The sequence below is a fragment of the Nonomuraea sp. NPDC051941 genome (assembly GCF_044593615.1).
Genome location: NZ_JBIUCF010000132.1, coordinates 683 through 2875 on the forward strand (window position 1 = coordinate 683; position 2193 = coordinate 2875).

Sequence of the window (2193 nt, forward strand, 5' to 3'; positions counted from 1 at the left end):
GCCCCGCTGCCCGCGCCGCCCCCCCCCCACCCCCCCCCCGCCCCCCCCGCCCCCCCCCCCCCCCCCCCCCCCCCCCCCCCCCCCCCCCCCCCCCGCGGCAAGGTCCAGCGGGTCAGCCTGTGGGAGTACATCACCGGCATCACCGACACCGAACGCGAACAGATGCGCGCCGAACGGCTGGCTCGCGGCGAGTCCAACGACTACGACCTGTGGGACGACGCCTGAGAGACGGATGGTCATCAGCTCACACTGTGAGATCGAGCTGGCGCATCTATGTCCGGTGCCCGATCTTGGTCTGACGCTCCGGGTGGAATCAACCGGCTGCCGCTTGCGTATTCGTCCTCCGGAGTGTCGCATTCGCCCGTCTTGACGCCTTCGATAAATTTGTTCCACTCCGCTAGCGTGAAGACGAGGACGGGGCCGTCGTGTTTCTTAGAGTCGCGAACCGCGATGTGTCCGTCTGCTAGAGGCATGACCTCGACGCCGCCGCCCCGTTCGGCAGGAGCAGGCCTGGGTTGTGTCTGATCGTCGTGGCGTGTATCTGCAATAGGAGTCTCGTGCTGGCGGAGTCCTGCGGCCGACCGTTGGGCGCGCGCCACGGTCTGGGCGAGAGTCCGCTCGACATCGACTATCTCGTCCAGGTAGCCGACAAGGTCCTTATGTGAATTCTGGAGGCTGCTGAAGGCGTCCGGAGCCGTGTCACCACTCATGGGCGGTCTCCTTCCTCACTTCGAGCCGACCGCAGTTGCTTCAGCCGTCGTAGCGCGTGCCTCCGAACGGAGCGGACAGTCGCCTGGGTCATCTTGCGCTCCCGGATCGCGGATATCCGTTCGGCGATTTCCGCGCTAGTGAAGCCGTCCAGAGTCCATGAAACACCATCCGCTGCAGGGTGGTCAGCTGATTGAGAGCCTGGACATGCGCGATGCTGTCGATTCGGGAGGCGATCTCATCCTGATCGCGCCGATCATCGTTCCCCCAGCCAGCTTGTTCTTCCAGTCGGCGCCCCCGTTCTAGCCGATTGCGCCATTCGATCATCAGACGTGTCGCGGTCGTCCGAGCGTAGGACTTGGGCGACGCGATCTCTGACCACTTCTCGTAGACCCGTAGCATCGTTTCGGCGACAATCTCTTCCGCCTCATGAAACCGGCAGCCTTGGTTGATCATGAATGCGGTGAGGCGGGAGAGATCAATCCGAACGTACTCCTCAAAGGCGGCATTCGTAGATCCGCTACTGGTCCGTACAGGGCTCGACTCGCCTGACGGCAGTTTGTCTGCAGCCGCAGCAGGGTCGGCGCTACCCATTGCTCAGCCACTGGTCCGACGGCCCCGCAGGGCCATACACCCCGCCAGTGCCGCCACCAGAGCCGCAGCGACCAAGGTGACGAGCACGGAATGTGTAGCGATAGAGAGGCCGCCAAGGCCTGCGGTCGTGGCGTTCAAGAAGAGCACCAGACCGGGGATATCCCAGCCAGGCTGGGCTGGAGTCTCGTTCCCCTCCGACCCAGTGGGGTCGGCCTCGTTGTCGTGTTCCATGCCTGTTAGAAGGCTGGGGAGGCCGTCGCGTGCAGTCCAGCTCTGCCGTCGGTTCAGGGTAAGCACACCACTGTGCCATGCGGCTGAAGCTAACTCTGGAACGCCACTCGCACAATGAGAGATCGCGGTATTGTTCCGGCGCGCCTTGCCCGGCGACCGGTTCCCGGTCTATGTCACCGGCCGCTGCCTGTGTGGTCACGGCCTTCGCTACTGACGTCTGCGACGACGCAGCTGACGTTGTCGGGGCCGCCGGTGCGGTTGGCGAGCGCGACGAGTTCACGCACTGCCTCCTCTGGGGCGGTGGCCTCGGCCAGCACCCGGCGCAGGTCGGCGGGCGGCACGACGGCGGACAGGCCGTCGGAGCACAGTAGGTACCGGTCGCCCGGCCGGGCGTCGTGGAGGCGGATGTCGGGTGCGGCCTGGCCCGCGCCCGACAGGGCTCGCAGGAGCAGCGACCGTTGGGGATGGGTGGTCGCCTCCTCGGGGGTGAGGCGGCCCTGGTCGACCATGGACTGGACGATGGTGTGATCGGTGGTGATCTGGAAGAACTCGGCGCCGCGCAGAAGGCCCTCCGCGCGGGTCCGTGCGACCAGACGCAAAGTAGCTGAGAGTGACCTGGAGTTCCTGGGCGGCTTGACATGAAAGCACTTACCAGGCAGG

3 protein-coding genes are annotated in these 2193 nt (G+C 65.7%); all 3 read right to left on the reverse strand.

From position 1 onward, the window contains the following. Nucleotides 1-239: 239 nt before the first annotated feature. Complete coding sequence (locus ACIHFD_RS67730) at nt 240-710, reverse strand: DUF397 domain-containing protein (protein WP_397375945.1); 471 nt, start codon at nt 708-710, stop codon at nt 240-242. A gap of 88 nt (nt 711-798) precedes the next feature. Beyond that, complete coding sequence (locus tag ACIHFD_RS67735; protein WP_397375946.1) at nt 799-1164, reverse strand: RNA polymerase sigma factor; 366 nt, start codon at nt 1162-1164, stop codon at nt 799-801. 542 nt (nt 1165-1706) lie between these two features. Continuing rightward, nucleotides 1707-2193: PP2C family protein-serine/threonine phosphatase (locus tag ACIHFD_RS67740; protein WP_397375947.1), on the reverse strand; the 487-nt coding region annotated here is incomplete at its 5' end.

Coding starts and splice junctions, on each gene's coding strand:
- ACIHFD_RS67730 (WP_397375945.1), bottom strand. CDS start 710: ATGAGTGGTGACACGGCTCCGGACGCCTTCAGCAGCCTCCAGAATTCA.
- ACIHFD_RS67735 (WP_397375946.1), bottom strand. CDS start 1,164: ATGATCAACCAAGGCTGCCGGTTTCATGAGGCGGAAGAGATTGTCGCC.